Raw genomic sequence first — 19919 nt, 5'->3', positions numbered from 1 at the left:
GTAAATTATTTAATTTAGCTGAAAATAAAACTTATACTTAGCTTTATTCTTAATATTTTCTTAATATATATATGATATACTGGTAATAAGTTTAAGTATAAGTAAGAGCTTAATTATTTAAACTCATACTTAAGTTCAATTTCAAACTGAAACTCAATGTGAGGTGAATATAGATGGAGGATAAAAGGATTTTAATCGTCGATGATGATAAGAATGTGCTTGAGATTCTAAGTCTATACCTAAAAAAGGAAAAGTTTAATGTATTAATTGCCAAAGATGGTGAAGAGGCAATTTCGAAAGTAGAAGAAGCTAATCCTGATTTGGTTATTCTAGATATTATGATGCCTAAGATAGATGGTCTTGAAGTAGTAAAGATTTTAAGAAAAGATAATGATATTCCTATTATCTTATTGTCGGCTAAAGAGGAGGAGTTTGACCGGATTTTAGGTTTAGAGATTGGAGCAGATGATTATGTGACTAAACCCTTTAGTCCACGAGAAGTATTGGCTAGAGTTAAGGTCATCTTAAAGAGAGTATCAAAAACTAAGAAGACAAAAGATGTAGATGAATTAATCTCTTATCCTAGATTGATTATCGATTCCAAGGAGAGACGGGTAGAAGTAGATGGAAGTGTGATAGATTTATCACCAAAAGAGTATCAGCTATTATTACTCTTAGCTAAGCACCCTAAACAAGTCTTTGAAAGAGAGCAGTTATGTGATAGAGTTTGGGGGATAGACTATTATGGTGATATGAGAACTGTAGATGTCCATATTAATTGGTTAAGAGATAAGTTAAAATTAGGTTATATCAAGACTGTTTGGGGAGTTGGCTATAAATTTGAGGTGCAAGAAGATGTTCAATAACCTCTTTAGTAAGATTATGGGGAGTTATCTATTAATTCCAGTGCTGATTTTATTGTCTCTTCTTATTATTCTTCCCAATTATTTAGAGGATTATTTCTTTAAAGCAAAGGAGATAGAGCTTTTAAGAAAAGGGGAGATGGCTGTTAGGTTAATCAAACAAGGTGATTATAATCATTATAATAAAGTTGATAACTTCTTAGGTAGTTTAGAGAAGTTACTTGATACTAGTTTGATAGTAATTGACCAAGAGGGTGAGATAATCAATCAAGGTATGCAAATGAGAGGGATGATGAGAAGGCCTGGGATGAATAGAATGCATGGACCGATGATGCATAATAGGATGCACCCAAATTTAAGTAAAGATATGTCCAAAAGAATTATGAACTTTCAAGAAGAGTTGGAGAAGGTCTTATCTGGTAAACGGACAAGCTTTCGTGGAGAAATAGAGATGTTAAAGCAACCGATTATTGGTGTTGGAATTCCTTTATATACTTCTAATAAGAGGATGGCTTTGTTTTTAATCTCTCCGCTAAGTGGCTTACAGGAGACAGTAATTAAGGTGAGAAATTTAACCTTACGAGTAACTCTGATAGCTGTCTTATTGGCATTAATTTTGGGTTACTTTATCTCAAAAGGGATTACTCGCCCTATATTAGAGATGAAGCGGCAGGCACAGAAGATGGCTAGAGGAGATTATCAGGTTCAGATAGATAATCTACCAAAGGATGAGATTGGTGAGTTAGGAAAGAGCTTTAATTATCTATCAAATAAATTAGAAGCAAATATAGAAGAGTTAAGTAGAGAAAAGCAGAGAATGCATGAGATGCTCACAAGCATGGCAGAAGGAGTTTTAGGTGTTGGTAGTGATAAGAAGATTCTTTTGGCTAACCCTAGATTTAAAGAGATTTTTGAAATGAATGAAGAGATTATTGGTAAAAGTTTTATTGGATTTGTTAATCAAAAATTAATGGGATTAATAGATGAGGTCTTAATAACAGAACAGGAGCTAAAAGAGGAATTCTCTTGGGATGATAAGATTATTGTAGCCCATGCAGCTCCTATCAGAGAGAGAAATAGCAAGCTGTGGGGAATTATAATCTTGGTTAGAGATGTTACTGAAGTTAGAAAGCTAGATGAGATGAGAAGACTATTTGTTGCTAATGTATCCCATGAATTGAAGACACCATTAACAGCAATTCGTGGTTATTTAGAGGCTATCTTAGATGGAATTGTTGATGAAGTACAATTACAGAGTGAATATTTAACAAGGGTATTATCTGAGACCAATCGGATGACTAGACTTGTGCAAGAAATTTTAAATTTAGCCCGGTTACAGTCTGGACAGATTGAATTTAATTTAGAGAAGTTTAAGCTGTTAGATTTAGTCAATAAAGTGGTCAGAAATCTAGAGAGAAAGTTAGAGGATAGAAACGTCAGTGTAGAAGGTAATCCAGAATTAATAATAAAGAGTGATCAAGATAAGTTAGAAGAGGTATTAGTTAATTTATTGAGTAATGCTATAAAATTCACACCTAAAGATGGAAAGATTAAAATTAAAGTAGAGGATGAAGATAGAATTAAGCTTAGAGTAATTGATAATGGTATCGGTATTTCAAAATCTGAATTACCTTATATCTGGGAGAGATTTCATCAAGTTGATAGGGCTAGAACTCCTGAAGAAGAAGGGACTGGTTTAGGGTTAGCGATAGTTAAGGAGATTGTTGAGGGATTAGAAGGAGAGGTCGATGTTGATAGTAAAGAGGGGGTAGGAAGTGAGTTTATTGTAACCTTATAATCAAGACTTTAATTTAAGTAGATTTCTACTTTATATATATTAAATAGATTTAAATAAAGAAAGTCGGGCTCTTTTTAGAGCCCGACTTTCTTTATTTAGTGCCAATTTTTAAATCATTTCTTTGAACAGGAGGAACACCTTTAGGGTCTTTACGATGCTCATTCATTTCAAAGGCATCTACCTTTTCTAGAACTCTTTTTGATTGGATATCTGCCATCTCTTTAGCAACTTCCATCTTATCTTTATTAAATTCTAGCTTTTTACCCATTAAATCCCCTCCTAATAATATAATTTATCCAACCTTAAATTAGTTTATTCTCTAAACTAAGACTAATATAATATAGATAAAAATGGAAAGTAATAGGTGATAAGTTGAGCTAGATAAAGATACTGATTATATTTTATATAGATTTTTCTCTAATGACTTTATAGAATATCTAGCTGATAGAATGAGTAAAGATGAATTATTCAATGGTTGGAGGGATAAAATCAATTCATTAGATTAAAGTGCAAGAGATATTGCTTTTTTTATATACTTCTCATAAATAAATTGAACTAGAGTAGAATAATATTTATGTATGTTCAAATTTAATCTAAATAGATAGTAGAAGTTAATGGGTATATTGCGACACTTTTCACACCTCATCTTCAACCCTTCTCCTACTCTTAGGAGAAGGGAGAAAAGTAAAAGAGAAAGGGTTTCCCCTCTCATTAGTTAAGGAGAGACTGGTTGTGTACGAAGAGTAATTGAACTGTATTACTCGTAGGGGGATTAAGGGGTGAAGTGTGAGGTTTTGAACTTGATTTTTAACTATAAAAGTGTCGTAATATCTATTAATTGTATCGGTTGTTTAAACTTTATTTTAAGATGGAAACTTATAAATAGTAAGGGGGAAAAGAAGAATGTTTTCAAAGCAGAAAGAGACTTTAAGCAAGTTAGAGGATATGATAAAGAATTATGAGATTATTGGGGCACCTTATCAGATAGATGGTATGACCTTTATTCCAATAATTGATACTATGATAGGTTTTGGAATAGGAAGTAGTAAGAGTGGTGGAGGTGGGGCTTATTTAAATCCTAAGGCTTTGATTATAATCAACCAAGATAAAGAGGTTTCCCTATTACCCCTTGTAGATAATTACTCTTTTGATAAAATTAAAGAGAGGCTTCCTAGGATACTTGGGACTTTAGATGAATTAAAAGAGGAGGAGAATATTGAGGTGATTTAGTAACAGGTGGCAGTTAAGGATTAAAAAATTTTCTAACTTATTACACATCATATTTGTTACTGCCTGAATATAGATAGAACTAATTATCTTTAATGTTAAACCATATTAAATATTTTTATAAAGAAAGGGGTAGATTGAAATTTTTAAGTTAAAAGAGAAATCTGGATTGAAATATTATATTATTGAAGAGTTTGAAGCGACTGGTTTAGTGGAACATCTATTTACTACTAAGATAGGTGGGGTTAGCCAAGAGGAGTATGCCCAATTGAATTTGGGGCTTCATGTTGCTGATAAAAAGGGAGATATATTGGAGAATAGGAGATTGATTTCGGAGATATTAACCTATAATTCTAAAGAATTGGTAGCAGGAAAGCAGATACATAGCGATCAGATTAGGGTAGTTAGTGCCCAAGATAAAGGGAAGGGTGCTTTAGATTATGAGAGTGCTATTGAGGATACTGATGCATTAATTACTAATGAGCCTGAAATCTTATTGACATCTTATTATGCTGATTGTACTCCGATTTTAATCTTAGATCCAGTCAAACAAGCTATCGGTTTGGCCCATGCAGGATGGAAAGGTACAGTACTAAAGATAGCACAAAAGACTATTCTAAAGATGAAAGAAGTATATCAAACGAATCCACGGGATGTCTTAGTTGGGATTGGTCCTGCTATTGGTCAGTGTTGTTACCAAGTAGATTCTAGAGTTGTGGAGCCATTAAAAGAGAATTTTAAAAATTGGCAAGAACTTATTGAAGAGGATGGAGAGGGTCGCTGGAGATTAAATATGCCTTTAGCCAATCAAATTCAGTTAGAAGAGATAGGGATAAAACCTAAGAATATTATCCAAAGTGAGTTATGTACTTGTTGCAATTCAGAGCTATTTTTCTCTTATCGGCGAGATCAGGGTAAGACTGGGAGAATGGCGAGTATGATCAAGTTATTATAGTAAATAGGGTCTTTATCCTATTTTATAGGTATCCAATTTTAAAGTAAAACTTAATGGGTATATTGCGACACTTTTCACACCTCATCCCCAACCCTTCTCCTACTCTTAGGAGAAGGGAGAAAAGTAAAAGAGAAAGGGTTTCCCCTCTCATTAGTCAAGGAGAGACTGGTTGTGTACGAAGAGTAATTGAACTGTATTACTCGTAGGGGGATTAAGGGGTGAGGTGTGAGGTCTTGAACTTGATTTTTAACTATAAAAGTGTCGTAATATCTATATATAGCGTCATATTTGAATTTAATTCTAAAGTTTGATGACTATAATTTAAGTTGTTCGAGAATGATGATAACCAGATTATATTTACGATTAATTACTTTGTTATAAAATTAAATTAAATTTTACATTATATTAATATAAAGTTAATAGTTGTTGAGCATAATTATCGATATACTTTTAAAGTAGAAGGATAATTTATTGATCTATAATAATTTATTGTCTAATATCTTTGTTTGGTAATTTTTTATTGTAATCTACGATAAGTATTTAATTTTATAATAATTAAAGTGGATAAATCTCAGTCGATAGGACTTCAAGGAATAAGTATATTTTTTTCCTCAACAAAAGAGAAAAAGCTTGAAAGAGAAAGTAGATTTTGTTATAATATCCATAAATAGATTTTATTTAATAAAATAGGCTAGTATTATACTACTGGCTTATAATTATATTTTTAAGTACATAACCTATAATGATTATTAGGGAATGGTATAAGTTAATAATAGTCTGTTTTATTTAATAAGTTCAATATAGTAATTATAGCTATTAGCTTTAATCTATAAGAATTCTATTAGTTTTCTTATACACTAGACCCCTAATAGAGCGTCCTTGATGCACACAAAGAGACTTCTCCGGTAACACCTTCCTCAGGACGTAAATTAATCAAAGTTATTACCTATGAACTTTTATTTAAAAGACCAATCTATTAACTCCAAAGAAAAAGATTTTGTATTATTAATTATTTTTATAATTTTAAAATTTTTAATTAAAATTATGAATTTGATTTGAGATTTTACATCCTTCATCTTCTAGATGATTAAAAGATTGATATTCTGTTAAGTAAAATTATAATAATTATAAGAATAACATCTTATTAATATTAATAAAATGTTATCGAGAATTTTTGCATAGATTCTTCTGTTTTTGATATTTAAATTACTTGTTTAATAAAATTATCAAGTTAAAGAGTATCGCCAAATTTTTAATTATGAATCAATATGTGGAAATTCTTTTTATTGAACCTCATCAGGAAAAAAAATCAATTTAAGGGTATAATAACCTAAAATTAATCAAGGAAAGTTAAATCATCATAGGTTTTACTTTATAGTTTTTTCTATTATGCTAGCTTAATTAAGGAGGAATTATAGTGACAGAAAAATTAAAAGTATTATTCGTATCTTCAGAGGTAGCTCCCTTTGCTAAAACAGGTGGTCTTGCTGATGTAGTAGGTTCTTTACCACAAGCTATTAAAGAATTAGGGCATGATGTAAGAGTGGTTATGCCTCAATATAGCAAGATAGATAGTAAATACCTAAGCCAATTAGAGCCTGTACTCTATTTTAGAACAAGAGTTGTTTGGAGAGATGACTATGTAGGAGTCAATAAATTAGAGAGGGATGGAATAATAAATTATTTTATAGACAATAAGAGTTATTTTGATCGACCGACCTTATATGAAAATGATGATAAGCATGTACAGTTTGCTTATTTTTGTCGGGCGGTTTTAGAGATGCTACCAAAGGTAGACTTTAAACCAGATATTATTCATTGTAATGATTGGCAGACAGGTCCTTTGAGCATTATGTTAAAAGAAGATTATCAGATTTATGATTTTTATAAAGATATTAAGACTGTCTATACAATTCATAATCTACGTTATCAAGGTGTTTTTGGTAAAGAGATTCTTGAGGATACTTTAGGACTACCTTATAAATATTGGAATTGGGGAGTAGTCTGCCATGATGATTGTGTTAATTATATGAAGATGGGAATTGAAATGTCAGATATGATCACTACAGTAAGTAAGACCTATGCTGAGGAGATTAAAACTGCTGAATTTGGTGAAGGATTAGACTATGTAATGAGAATGAATGGTGATGATTTGTATGGTATTGTTAATGGAATCAGTTATAAAGACAATAACCCTGAGACCGATGATAGAATTTATGCTAATTATAGTAGTGAAGATTTAACAGGAAAGTATGAGAATAAAAGAAGGTTACAAGAAGAGTTGGGATTACCCCAAGTTGCTGATATTCCTGTGATTGGTTTGATTTCAAGGCTAGTAGACCAAAAAGGATTAGATTTGATTACTAGTATTATTGATGAATTTATGGCAGAAGAGGTCCAACTGATTATATTAGGTACTGGAAATAATCAATATGAAAAACTTTTTAGACAGATAGCAAGGCGTTATCCTCACAAGGTATCTGCTAACATTAAATATGATGCTACTTTAGCCCAGAAGATATATGCAGGCAGTGATATCTTCTTAATGCCATCAAAATATGAGCCTTGTGGCTTAAGTCAGTTATTTAGCTTAAGATATGGTACTATACCTATTGTTAGGGAGACTGGGGGCTTAAATGATACTATTCAATCCTATAATGAGGCAACTGGAGAAGGAAATGGGTTCAGCTTTACATATTATGATGCTCAGGATATGTTATATACGATTAAGAGGGCAATCAGCTTTTATCAGCAGAAAGAGATATGGACTAAATTGGTCAAAAGAGCAATGGAAAGTGATTTTAGCTGGGAGAGTTCAGCAAAAGAGTATGTAAAATTATATTTCAAGCTAGTGGATAAAAGAGATTAATTAAAATTAGAGGAGGGTAAATATGATAAATTATAAGGATAATTATAATAAATGGCTAAAAGATGATTATTTTGATCAGCAGACAAAAGAAGAGTTAAAGTCAATAGCTGGCAATGAGAAGGAGATTGAGGAGAGATTTTATACCAGCTTAGATTTTGGGACTGGTGGTTTAAGAGGTATTATTGGAGCAGGTACTAATAGAATCAATAAGTATACTATTAGAAAAGCTACTCAAGGTTTGGCTAACTATATTGAGAAGAATGGTGATAAATCTAAAGGTGTAGTTATTTCCCATGATTCTAGACATAAATCAAGGGAGTTTTCAGTAGAGGCAGCTTTGGTCTTAGCAGCAAATGGAATCAAAGCCTATCTTTTTGATGATTTACGACCTACTCCAGAGTTATCTTTTGCAGTTAGAGAGCTAAAAGCTACTGCAGGGATTATGATAACAGCAAGCCATAATCCGCCAGAGTACAATGGTTATAAAGTATACTGGGAAGATGGAGCCCAAGTTGTGCCACCCCATGATAAAGGGATTATCGGAGAGGTTAATGCTATTGATAGCTTTGATAATGTTAAGACTGTCTCTGAAGAAGAGGCTCGTCAAGCAGGTTTATTTGAGATTATCGCTCCTGAAATGGATGATAAGTATATCAAGACTTTAAAGGATTTATCTTTAAATCCTAAGGTTATCAAAGAGGTAGCTGATGACTTACATATTGTTTATACACCATTACATGGAACAGGAAATATGCCTGTACAGAGAGTTTTAGATGAATTAGGCTTTAAGAATCTTCATGTAGTAGCAGAGCAAGAGAAGCCTGATCCTGACTTCTCTACAGTATCTTATCCTAATCCAGAGGAGCCAGCAGTATTTGATTTAGGGATTGAATTGGCTGAAAAGAAGGGTGCAGAGTTGATTATGGCAACTGATCCTGATGCAGATCGTGTAGGTATTGCTGTTAAGGATACTAAGGGAGAATGGGTATTCTTAAATGGAAATCAAGTTGGAATCCTATTGACTGAGTATATTGTAAACTCTTTAGAAGAGGTGCCTGAGAATGGTGTAGTCATTAAAACTGTTGTAACTACAGAGATGATCAAGCCGATTGCTAAGAAGTATGGTCTTGATGTAATGGATACATTAACTGGATTTAAATATATTGGTGAAAAGATTAAAGAGTTTGAAGAAGGTAAGTATGATAAAGAGTATATCTTTGGATTTGAAGAAAGCTATGGATACTTATATGGAATTCATGCTCGTGATAAGGATGCGATAGTAGCTACTATGTTAATTGCAGAGATGGCGGCTTACTATAAATCTAAAAAGAGCTCAATCTATGAAGAGCTAATGAGAATGTATGAAGAGTATGGTTATTATAAAGCTGATTTGGAAGCAATTACTATGCCAGGAAAAGAAGGAAAAGAGAAGATTGCTGACCTACTTAAATCTTTAAGAGAAGATAGTCCAGAAGAGATTAATGGACAGAAGGTAGTAGTTATCAAGGATTACTTAGTAAGTAAGGAATATGATGTGGTTAATGGAGAAGAAAAAACTATCGATTTACCAGAATCTAATGTATTACAATTCTTATTAGAAGATGATAGCTTAGTAACAGTTAGACCATCTGGAACAGAGCCAAAGGTTAAGTTCTACTTCTCTGTTAGAGTAGATAGCAATCAAGCAGCAGATGATAAATTGGCTAAATTAAAAGAGGCTGTAATGGAGCTAATTGATTAATATACTTATTTATAATTATTTTATCATTAAACAATTTGACTTTACTTTAAATTTTATTCAAAAGTTAGATGACTATAGGAAGGTGGTAATTTAGAAGAAATAAAGTATATTTGTTTAGAGTTAAATTTATAAATAATTATATTAACTTTCAAATTATTAAGATAAACTAGGGGGGGATTATTTGATGAAGACATTAGCGTTAGTTTTAGCAGGTGGTAGAGGAACAAGACTTGATATTCTATCTGAGCATAGAGCAAAGCCGAGTGTTCCTTTTGCTGGAAAGTTTAGATTAATAGATTTTGCCTTAAGTAACTGTGTTAATTCAGGAATTTTTAATGTAGGTGTTCTAACCCAATATTTGCCATTATCATTAAATGACCATATAGGTATTGGAAAGCCATGGGATTTGGATAGAAGGATAGGTGGTGTAACTATACTACAGCCCTATACTGGAAAGCAGGGTGGTTGGTACAAGGGAACTGCTCATGCCGTTTATCAAAATCTCTCTTATATTAAGAGAAATAATCCTAAATATGTAATTATCCTTTCTGGTGACCATGTTTATAAGATGAATTATGATGAGATGATCTTTCAGCATATAGAAAAAGGAGCTGATTTAACTATTGCTACGCAAAGAGTAGCTTGGGAAGATGCTCATCAATTTGGAATTTTAGAGCCAAATGATAATATGCAGATTATAGACTTTGTTGAAAAGCCAGAAAATCCACCAAGTAATTTAGCTTCAATGGGGATCTATGTATTTACAGCTGATGTTTTAATTGAAAAGTTAGAAGCTTTTTGTGATCAAGAAAATTCTGATTTTGGACATCATATTATTCCAGAAATGATTGATAATAATAAGGTTTTTGCTTATGAGTATGGTGGATATTGGAGAGATGTTGGTACTCTTAAAGCACTGTGGGAAGCGAACTTAGCTTTAACAGATCCTTTACCAGAATTAAACCTGTATGATTCTAATTGGAATTTACACACTAGAAGTGAAGAGAAGCCGCCAGTTAAATTTGGTGAAAAGGGTCAAGCAATAAAGAGTTTAGTTTCAAATGGTTGTATAATTAATGGTGTAGTAGAAAATTCTGTTCTTTCTCCTGGGGTAGTAATAGAAGAAGGGGCAGTGGTTAGAGATTCAGTTATTCTAAATAATACTGTAGTAAAGAAAAACTCTATAGTCTCTAAATGTATAATTGATAAAGATACAGTAATTGGTGTTAACTCTCATGTTGGTTTTGGTAATGATATGACTCCTAATGATGAAAAGCCAGAATTGTTAGACAATGGATTGAATGTAATAGGAAAAGAAGCTAGAATACCAGATAATACTCAGATTGGACGTAATTGTAGAGTGTTATCGAAAGTTTCAGAAGATGACTTTGAAGGAAAGCATGTACCTAGTGGTAGTACTGTTAGGTCAATAAAAGGTAGAGAGAAAGCGGATTTGATGGGTTTGGCTAGATAAATAAGTGGAAGACCTGTTAGTAATTTTAGTTATGGAAGCTATTGAATTTTGGGAGTTTTCTAGGCTAAGTAAGTGCCTTAGGGGAATATTTATAAATTAATGATTGGCTACTAACTATTTTTTATAGTTAGTAGCCCTATTCATTTTTGTTATTCTATTAAAAAAGTTAATTTATCCAATAATAATTATATAGTAGAGGCAATAAAAGGGATATTTTAATTTAATTAACTAAAATCGAGGGGGTAATTAGATAAATGTTGAAGGAATACAATATCAAAAATATCTATCAAGGGCGTCTATATACAGGAGATGATTTATTAAAGGAGTTGACTAGTATAGTTAAAGGGAAAGGGATTAAAGTAGGAAAAATTTCTGCAATTGGAGCTGTGCAGAGAGCTAAGATATCTTATTATAATCAGGATGAGCAGGTATATCAAGCTAAAGAATTTGAAAAGCATTTAGAGATTGTCAATCTGTTGGGGAATATTTCTATCAAAGATGAAGAAGTAATGATTCATGCTCATATATCTTTGGGTGATGATGAAGGTAATCTTTTTGGAGGACATTTAGCTGAAGGGACAATGGTATTTGCCTGTGAATTTATAATAGAAGAATATCAAGGAGAGCCATTAGAAAGAGTTTACGATGAAACTACAGGTCTAACATTATGGAATGAGTAGCTTTTTTAGAGATAAATTTGACAAAGATTAATCTAATCTATATAATAGTTGCCAAAACATATGTCTTTTAAACGGGGTGTTAATGCTAAGGAGTCATTAGCTAGGAAAAGAGGAACTTTCTAAGTTAATTATAGATTAAATTATAATTTAATCTTTTTCTAGCTTCTATATTTTTATCCATTACTGAATTTAGTAATACCACTAACAACAGGTGGATAAACTATAAAAAATATGATAAAAAGAGGTGTATTCAATGAAAGGGATTATAACATTAGGAGAGGCATTGATTGATTTTATACCTTTGGATGAAAATAATATGAGTTTTAAGAAGAATCCAGGGGGAGCTCCAGCCAATGTGGCAGTAGGTCTTAGCAAATTAGGAGCAAAAGCAACCTTTGTGGGTAAGGTAGGAAATGATGTATTAGGTGATTTTCTAAAAGAGACTTTAGATGAGAAGGGTGTCAATACTGACTCTATGCTTTTGACTGATGAAGCTAGAACAGGTCTAGTCTTTGTGACTTTAGATAAGAGTGGTGAGAGGAGCTTTAGCTTTTATATCAACCCTAGTGCTGATACTTTCTTGAGCCAAGATGATATTGACCCTGAGATATTTAAAGAGCATAAGATTTTACACTTTGGTTCTATATCTTTAATTCATGAACCTGCACGAAGTGCTACTAAATATGCTGTGCAACAGGCTAAAGAGAATAGGATGATAATATCTTATGACCCTAACCTAAGGTTAAATCTCTGGGCTGATGCAGAAAGTGCAAAAGCAGGTATTGTTTCTATGTTAGGTGAGGCTGATATACTTAAGATTTCTGATGAAGAGTTAGAGTTCATTACTGGAAGGGATGATGTGGAGTTTGGAGTTAAGCAATTAAAAGAAGAATATAATATTCCATTAATTTATGTTACCTTTGGTAGTAAAGGGTCTTATTATTACTACAAAGATGAATTAGAATTTGTACCTGCTATTAAAGTAGAGACTGTGGATACTACAGGAGCAGGCGATGCTTTTGTCTCAGGAATTTTATATAATTTGAATAAAACAGATAAAGAGATAAGTGAATTGGACAAGGAATTTTTAAATAGTACTACTAGATTTGCTAGTATCTCTGGAGCTTTAGCAGCTTCACAAAAAGGGGCTATGTCGGCTCTACCTACCTTGGAGCAAGTTAAAGAGAGATTAAAATAATTTTGTTTGAAATGTTGACTTTTAAATTAATTTGAGGTATAATTTTTATAAGAAGTTTTGGGATCGTTCCCAAACGAAAAGAGGTTTAATGATATGGGGCTAACTATTAAAGAGATAGCTAAACTAGCTGGTGTTTCTAAATCTACTGTTTCAAGAGTGATTAATGATGCAGAACATGTTAGTGATAAAGCTAGAAAGAAGGTTCAGCAGGTAATAGAAGAAACAGGATATATTCCTAACTCTATAGCAAAGGATTTAAAGAAAAATAGTACCAATAGTATTGGAGTTATAGTACCTAGGATTAATACAAGTACTATCTCTTCAGCAGTAGAAGGCATAAGTAATATTATGTATGATAATGGTTACAATCTTCTATTGACAAACACTAGATTGGATACTGAAGAAGAGATTAAATATTTAGAGTTATTAAAGGAGAAAAGGGTAAGTGGAATTCTATTCTTTGCTACTGAAGTTACACTAAAGCACCTTGAGACCTTAAGTAAGATTAATTTACCAGTAGTGGTATTAGGTCAAGATATCAGTGAAGTTATTGATTTCCCATGTGTAATTCACGATGACTTTAATTCAGCTAAGGATATAGTTAAATATCTAATCAAGCATGGGCATCAGCAAATTGCTTATATCGGTGTTCAAGAGTATGATGTAGCGGTTGGACAGTTAAGAAAGAAGGGTTATAAAGAGGCTTTAAGAGAGAATAGCCTTGAAGTACCAGAAGAATATCTCTATAAAGGTGACTTCTCTATTAGCTCGGGCTATGAGGGGATGAAGAAGATAATTGAGAGTTCTCAACAGCTGCCAACAGCAGTATTTGCAGTAACTGATAGTTTAGCCATTGGAGCTATTAAATATCTTAAGGAGCAAGGCTATCAAGTTCCAGAAGATATATCTGTAGTAGGAATTGGTAACTCTGATATAAGTTCTTGGATTACTCCAGAGTTGACTACCATTGATTATGATCATCTTAAGGCTGGAGAAGAAGCTTCTAAGATTTTGTTAAAGTATATCAATGGAGATAAATTTAAAGGTAGATTACTGATAGATTATCATATAGTAGAGAGAAAGAGTGTAAAAAAAATATAAGTATATTATACTTATATTTTTTAGAATTCTGGGAACGTTCCCAAAACCTGTTCTAAGATAACTTCAACTTTGGGGATGTTCCTAAAATTATAAATTTGCATAAGATTATAACTTATATAAGTTTTTATTATTTTGTAATTGTTTGAATGCTTTCATTAAAAAGAGGAGATAATAAGAATGATGTTATATAAGTTATGGTTAACATATAAGTTTATAAGCTCCTCTTATCTATTATTTTTAGTTGTTTTTAATATTAAAAAAAACAGAATTAACTAAGGAGGAGAAAAAATGAACTATAGTGAGATAGCAAAACAGATTTTAGAAGCTATTGGTGGAGAAGAGAACATTGATAGTGCAGCACATTGTGCTACAAGATTACGTTTAGTATTAAAAGATAATGATAAGGCTGATAAAGATAAGGTAGAGAGTATCTCTGCAGTAAAAGGAGCTTTTATTAATTCAGGGCAGTTTCAGATCATTATTGGTCAGGGTGCAGTAAATAAGGTTTATGCAGAGTTGACTAAAGAAGGTGGGGTTTCTGAGGTAAGTACTGGTGAAGCTAAAAAAGCTGCAATGAAAAATTTAAATCCAATTCAACGTTTTGCTAGATTGTTATCTAATATTTTTGTTCCGATTATTCCTGCGATTGTCGCTACTGGATTATCAATGGGTCTGTTAGGTATGATGAAGACGTATGGTTGGGTAGACGCAGGTAGTGGATTAATTACTCTGTTAGATATGTTCTCTAATGCAGCATTTATTTTCTTACCAGTAATAATTGCTTTTAGTGCTGCTAAACAATTTGATGCTAATCCATACTTGGCTGCTACGTTAGGTGGAATTATGATTCACCCGGCCTTGCAGAATGCTTGGACTTTAGGTGGCGGTATAGAGAAAACTATTGATGTGCTTGGTATGAATGTTGGTATGGTTGGTTATCAAGGTACTGTATTACCGATCTTAGTTGCTGTATGGTTTATGGGATATGTTGAAAGAAGTTTAAGAAAGGTTGTACCTAATGCTTTAGATATTATTGTAACTCCATTTGTAACTATTTTAGTTACTGGACTTGTTTCTTTAGCTGCAATTGGTCCTGCTATGAGATTAATAGGTGATGGTATCTCTATGTCATTAATGGGTATTTATGATGTAGCTGGTCCTTTAGCTGGACTAATTTTTGGTGGGGTATATTCTTCAATTGTAATTACTGGAATTCACCACAGTTTCCATGCTATCGAAGCTGGTTTATTAGCCAATAAAGAGATTGGAATTAACTTCTTATTGCCAATCTGGTCAATGGCCAATATTGCTCAAGGTGGAGCTGCTTTAGCTGTTTATTTTAAATCTGAGAGTACTAAAATTAAGTCAATTGCTTTACCTGCTGCAACATCCTGCTTGTTAGGAATTACTGAGGCTGCTATCTTTGGTATTAACTTAAGATTCGTTAAACCATTTATTGCAGCGGCTATTGGTGGTGCTTTGGGTGGAGCTTATGTAGTGCTTACTAAAGTAGGCTTTGCTGGATTGGGATTAACTGCTATTCCAGCTATTAGTATTGTGGGTCAAGGAGACTTGGTTAACTATTTAATCGGATTTGCTATTGCCTTTGGTGGAGCTTTCATTGGAACTTGGGTAATAGGATTTAATGATGAAAAATAATTTAACTTAAAGAAGGGGATTTCCCCTTCTTTATCATTTAAGTTAAGAATTTGAGTTTGAGGATGGAATTAAGTTAATCTGCTTAATTTTGGCTTTAAGCTCAAGTGATAATGAATTTTAATTTTAGAATTAAAGTTAATAAGTATATTGCTACAGTAATGAATGATGAGGAGTAGGTTAATAGTTAAGTTGCTTACTAATCACTTATCACTCGTTACTAATTATTGATGATAGAGAGGTGGAAATATGAGTAAAGATAAGAAAGAGAAGCTATTAGCTAAGGCTAATCAAATTATTGAAGAGAATAGAGAGAAAGTAGCAAAAGATTATTATAGGTTGAAGTATCATTTAATGGCTCCAGTAGGTTGGTTAAATGATCCCAATGGATTTATCCAGTTTGATGGGGAGTATCACTTATGTTATCAATTCAATCCAGTCTATCCAGCAGATAAGCTGCTCTATTGGGGGCATTATAAGAGTGAGGATCTAGTAAATTGGGAAGAGTTACCGATAGCTCTTACTCCAAGTCAATGGTATGAAACCCATGGCTGTTATTCAGGAAGTGCAGTTGATAATGATGGTACTCTGACCTTTATCTATACTGGTAATGTCAAGGATGAATGGGATAATAGAGAGACCTATCAATGTTTAGCAATAACAGAGGATGGAGTCGACTTTCAAAAGCTAGGACCGGTAATTGAAAATCAACCTAAAGGATATACAAGGCATTTTAGAGACCCTAAAGTCTGGCAAAAAGATGGAATTTGGTATATGGTAATTGGTACCCAGACTACTAAGTTAGAAGGAAGAGTCCTCTTATATAAATCTATGGACTTAAAAGAGTGGGATTTAGTGGGAGAGGTGGCTGGAAGTAACCTCAATAATCTTGATGATTTTGGTTATATGTGGGAATGTCCTGACTTATTTGAGTTAAATGGCAAGGATGTTCTGATTGCTTTACCACAGGGATTAGAGCCTCAGGGTCACCTTTATAATAATATCTATCAAGCAGGATACCTAGTAGGTAAGTTGAATTATAAGACTGGCAGGATGAACCATGGTGAGTTTAGAGAGCTAGATAGAGGCTTTGATTTTTATGCTGCTCAGACCACCTTAGATAATAAAGGTAGAAGAATTATGATTGCTTGGATGGGATTACCTGAAGAGGATCAAAACTATGCTGAAAGGGATCAGGGTTGGATTCACTGTATGACTATCCCACGAGAATTAAGATTAAATGCTGAGAACAGATTGATTCAAAGACCAGTTGAAGAGCTAAAGAAGTTACGGAGAGATTATCTAGAATATAGAGATATTGAGGTTAACAATCAGGAATTAGAATTAGAGGGAATTTCAGGTGATGTGCTTGAATTGATTGTTGAATTTGAAGTGGAAGATGCAGAAGAATTTGGTATTAAGCTAAGGTGTTCTGCTGATGGAAAGGAAGAGACAGTAATTAAGTATAGGGCAAAAGATAAGCTCTTATCCTTTGATAGAAACAAGGCTGGATTAGGGGGAGGGGGAGTACGCCATTGTTTTATAGAGAATCGAGATAGGCTCAAATTACACTTCTTTATCGATAAGTCTTCTATAGAGATGTTTGTTAATGATGGTCAAGAAGTATTCTCCAGTAGAATCTATCCAGATCAAGATAGTAAGAGGATTAAATTTTTTGCTCAAGGTGCTAAAGTGCTCATTAATAAAATTCAGAAGTGGAAGCTTAGCTGATAATTTAATAAATTTAGTAATTATTAAACAAAACTCTTCATTATTTCAATAAATAAGAAGAGTTTTGTTGTTTTTAAAAGAAGAGAGTTAATTATTTGAAGTAGCAGATAAAATTAATCCTATTTATTGACATTTATTTCATTTTATAATACAATTATTATAAATTAGCAACTGCCCATCCAAAATTTGAAAAAATTTATCCTTAGCTCTATAGCTAAGAATTTATTTGAAAATTCCTTTCTTATTTATAGGCATTCCTATCATTTATTAACCCTTTATAGATTTATTTTATCCTATAAATTTCGATTGAAACTGAGCTTGAGATTAACCTTAAGCAAAGCATAAATTATAGTTTTATAATGTTATAGATATCCAAGTCCAAAGTGAAACTTATAGTATTTTTATGTTTTGGATTCTAATTTGTTACTCATCACTTGTTACTTCCTACGAGTCTTATAGACTCTTCGTGAGGAGAAATAAAGTTTCATATTTTTGAGAAACTTTATAATCACGGAGAGTTTAACTTCAAACTTGAAGGGAAAAAATACCCAAACGAATTTTTCCTATCCACTGTCATCCAACTTAACCTTAATTTAGAGTTTATTCTAAAGTTGGCTGACTATATTATCTCGGCTAAATATAATAAGAGGTGGTGCAGCACAGTGAATAGAAGTATTCTTAAGATTAATAATTTATCCTCTAGTAATTCAGAAGGTTATAGCATCGAGAATATAAATTTAGATTTAAATTATGGAGAGGTCCATAGTTTAGTAGTGGAAAATGAGTCGATCAGTGAGCTCTTTATTAAGACCCTTGCTACTTACCTTAGAGGAGAATCTTTAGCAGAGATATTTGCTGAACTTCCATTAGAAGAGGTTGAAGGAGAATTAAATTTTAAAGGTAAGGTAATAAGTGAGGAGCATAAGCAGAAGCTATCTGAAATAGGATTCCTATTAAAGAGATTTCCTCTTACCAACTCCTTTTCTATAGCGGAAAACCTCTTTGACTTAAAGTATCCAACTAAAAGGTGGTTTAACTTTATCGACTGGAAGGAGGTCAATAAACGAGCTAAAGATATTTTAACAAGCTTCAACTTTGGCTTAGATCATAAAGCCAAAGTAAGTACTCTATCTACTGAGGAGAAGAAGCTGGTAGCTATTGCTAAAGTTTTTTTGAAAGAGCCAGAAGTAATTATTATAAATGAGATGACCGATAAGCTAGGCTCTGAATCAACTTCTAAAGTCTATGAAATTATACATAATTATAAAAAGTCTGGTGGAAGCATCCTTTATATCACTAAAAGCTGGGAAGAGGCTTTAAAGATTTCTGATAGAATCTCAATCTTAGCTAACTCTAGAATTAAAGGAACTTTATCGGCTGCAGAAGCGAAAAAATCTCCACAGAAACTCTTGAATATGTTAGTTGATTATAATTACAGAGAGGCTGAGTCTAGCTCAAGCGATGAGCGAGAAATCTTAGATGCTGTCTTTAAAGCAGCTGAGTTTTTGACCTCTGAGTATGAATTAAAAGATGTGCTCTTATTACTAGCTAAAGAGGTAAGTAAGGTGATGAATGCCGATGGTTGTATTATAAATTTAATTGATGAGAATACTGGTACAGTAATAGATAGTTTGGAATTTAAACTGAAGAAGGATTTAGAAGCTACATTAAAGAAAAAATCTATTTTAAATATCTCTAAAGAGGATAATTTTTATTATTCTAATGCTAATGATAAGGAATTTTATTCTCTATTTAAAAAGATCAATAAGGTAAGAACAATTATCTGTATTCCACTTCTGATTAGGTCTCATGTTTCAGGAATTATTCAGATCTTTTATGAAGGTTTTTATTTACATTCTGAAGAGGAGGCTAAATATTTATCGGCTTTTGCTCGGCAAGCTGCCTTGGCTATTGAAGATACTAGATTAATGGGAAGGTCTGCTTTACTACAAGAGAGCCACCATCGGATTAAGAATAACCTCCAAGCTATAGTTAATTTAATATCTTTACAGAAGATTTTTATTAGTAAGAACTCAGATAAGTCCATCGATGATATTTTGGATAATATTATCTTACGGATTAAAAGTATAGCTACTGTACATGATATCTTATCTAAAGATAAATTCGGTAGAAGTATTACAAATCTTAAGACTTTAATTAAAATTATTGTAAGATTTATCAATTTAGATAAGAAGGTTGAGGTCAATCTAGAGCTGGATGATATCTTTATTGCTTATAATAAGGCATCTTCGATTGCTCTAATCGTCAATGAATTGGTTAGTAACTCTGTGGAACACGCCTTTCCTAATGGGGGGGATGGTACTCTTGAGATTAAATGTAAACGCCTAGAAGAAGTAATATTATTAGTAATTAAAGATAATGGAGTAGGTATACCTCAAGACTTTAATTTAGCTAAGCTGAATAGTTTGGGATTATCGACAGTTGATTCTATAATTAGAAATGAATTTAAAGGAGAGGTTAAATTCTCTAATCTAGAGCAAGGCACTAAGGTGATAATAAAATTGCCAATTAAAAGTATCTCATTAGGAAGTTAGCGGTTACTGTCTTAATATCATTATATTTTATCAAATATTCTAATGACATAAGTTATAAAATTATATTAAAG

General features: G+C 32.5%; 14 protein-coding genes. 13 read left to right on the top strand and 1 reads right to left on the bottom strand.

Features of this window, described 5'->3' with window-relative positions:
• Positions 1 to 173 precede the first annotated feature (173 nt).
• Positions 174 to 866, top strand: coding sequence for a response regulator transcription factor (locus U472_RS02030; protein WP_068715014.1), 693 nt, complete (start codon positions 174 to 176; stop codon positions 864 to 866).
• Positions 856 to 2661 carry an ATP-binding protein gene (locus U472_RS02025; protein WP_068715012.1) on the top strand — a complete coding sequence of 602 codons (1806 nt, stop codon included), beginning with the start codon at positions 856 to 858 and terminating at the stop codon, positions 2659 to 2661. Before U472_RS02030 ends, U472_RS02025 begins: the two co-directional genes overlap by 11 nt.
• A 91-nt stretch (positions 2662 to 2752) precedes the next feature.
• On the opposite strand, the gene U472_RS16675 is transcribed toward U472_RS02025, so the two are convergent.
• Positions 2753 to 2929 (bottom strand): hypothetical protein, encoded by a 177-nt coding sequence (locus U472_RS16675; protein ID WP_176714093.1) that lies wholly within the window; start codon positions 2927 to 2929, stop codon positions 2753 to 2755.
• Positions 2930 to 3564: 635 nt separating this feature from the next.
• On the opposite strand from U472_RS16675, the gene U472_RS02020 reads away from it, so the two are divergent.
• The 11 genes from U472_RS02020 to U472_RS01970 all read left to right on the top strand — a co-directional run bounded on the left by U472_RS02020 (position 3565) and on the right by U472_RS01970 (position 19848).
• Complete coding sequence (locus tag U472_RS02020; RefSeq protein WP_068715010.1) at positions 3565 to 3891, top strand: spore germination protein GerW family protein; 327 nt, start codon at positions 3565 to 3567, stop codon at positions 3889 to 3891.
• A 166-nt stretch (positions 3892 to 4057) separates the two neighbouring features.
• Positions 4058 to 4843: a peptidoglycan editing factor PgeF gene (gene pgeF / locus U472_RS02015; RefSeq protein WP_245684716.1), complete on the top strand. Its 786-nt coding sequence runs from the start codon at positions 4058 to 4060 to the stop codon at positions 4841 to 4843.
• 1417 nt (positions 4844 to 6260) lie between these two features.
• Positions 6261 to 7712, top strand: coding sequence for a glycogen synthase GlgA (gene glgA / locus U472_RS02010; RefSeq protein ID WP_068715006.1), 1452 nt, complete (start codon positions 6261 to 6263; stop codon positions 7710 to 7712).
• 25 nt (positions 7713 to 7737) lie between these two features.
• Entirely contained in the window at positions 7738 to 9453 is a 1716-nt protein-coding gene (locus U472_RS02005) for a phospho-sugar mutase (RefSeq protein ID WP_068715300.1), read from the top strand.
• Positions 9454 to 9637: 184 nt separating this feature from the next.
• The gene (locus U472_RS02000; RefSeq protein WP_068715004.1) at positions 9638 to 10927 is read left to right on the top strand and encodes a glucose-1-phosphate adenylyltransferase; all 1290 of its coding nucleotides are present in this window, start codon (positions 9638 to 9640) and stop codon (positions 10925 to 10927) included.
• A gap of 254 nt (positions 10928 to 11181) precedes the next feature.
• Positions 11182 to 11607 carry a PPC domain-containing DNA-binding protein gene (locus U472_RS01995; protein ID WP_068715002.1) on the top strand — a complete coding sequence of 142 codons (426 nt, stop codon included), beginning with the start codon at positions 11182 to 11184 and terminating at the stop codon, positions 11605 to 11607.
• A gap of 253 nt (positions 11608 to 11860) precedes the next feature.
• Entirely contained in the window at positions 11861 to 12805 is a 945-nt protein-coding gene (locus U472_RS01990) for an aminoimidazole riboside kinase (RefSeq protein ID WP_068715000.1), read from the top strand.
• Positions 12806 to 12898: 93 nt separating this feature from the next.
• Positions 12899 to 13906, top strand: a complete 1008-nt coding sequence (locus U472_RS01985) for a LacI family DNA-binding transcriptional regulator (protein WP_068714998.1) — start codon at positions 12899 to 12901, stop codon at positions 13904 to 13906.
• Positions 13907 to 14194: 288 nt separating this feature from the next.
• Positions 14195 to 15565 carry a sucrose-specific PTS transporter subunit IIBC gene (locus U472_RS01980; protein WP_068714996.1) on the top strand — a complete coding sequence of 457 codons (1371 nt, stop codon included), beginning with the start codon at positions 14195 to 14197 and terminating at the stop codon, positions 15563 to 15565.
• Positions 15566 to 15811: 246 nt separating this feature from the next.
• Positions 15812 to 17293 (top strand): glycoside hydrolase family 32 protein, encoded by a 1482-nt coding sequence (locus U472_RS01975; RefSeq protein ID WP_068714994.1) that lies wholly within the window; start codon positions 15812 to 15814, stop codon positions 17291 to 17293.
• 662 nt (positions 17294 to 17955) lie between these two features.
• Positions 17956 to 19848 (top strand): ATP-binding protein, encoded by a 1893-nt coding sequence (locus tag U472_RS01970; RefSeq protein ID WP_068714992.1) that lies wholly within the window; start codon positions 17956 to 17958, stop codon positions 19846 to 19848.
• Positions 19849 to 19919: the final 71 nt, after the last annotated feature.

Source organism: Orenia metallireducens, from assembly GCF_001693735.1.
Classification (GTDB): Bacteria; Bacillota; Halanaerobiia; order Halobacteroidales; family Halobacteroidaceae; genus Orenia; species Orenia metallireducens.
Note: the sequence above shows the minus strand (reverse complement) of the source record. Positions and strands in the feature narration are given on the sequence as shown.